At 61.0% G+C, this 267-nt stretch carries 1 protein-coding gene; it reads left to right on the forward strand.

The features are described 5' to 3' along the window. Positions 1 to 267 (forward strand): aldolase/citrate lyase family protein (locus tag M3P21_RS22495; RefSeq protein WP_249713738.1); only part of this gene is annotated, 267 nt, incomplete at both ends.

Genomic DNA, 267 nt, shown 5'->3' on the forward strand with positions numbered 1-267 from the left:
CACGGCGGCGGATGTCTATGCGGTTGACATGCTGGTGACCCAGATTGAGGACGCCAAGGGGTTGAAAAAGCGGATCGGCTTCGAGCACATCATCGAAACCGCGCTTGGCATGCAGAACGTGCATGAGATCGCACAGGCCTCGAAACGCAATGAAAGCCTGCATTTTGGGGTGGCCGATTACGCCGCCTCGACCCGCGCGCGCACCACCATCATCGGCGGGGTGAACCCGGATTATTCCGTGCTGACCGACGCGGATGCCGATGGCGG

The organism is Ruegeria spongiae, assembly GCF_023502395.1.
Lineage (GTDB): Bacteria > Pseudomonadota > Alphaproteobacteria > Rhodobacterales > Rhodobacteraceae > Ruegeria_C > Ruegeria_C spongiae.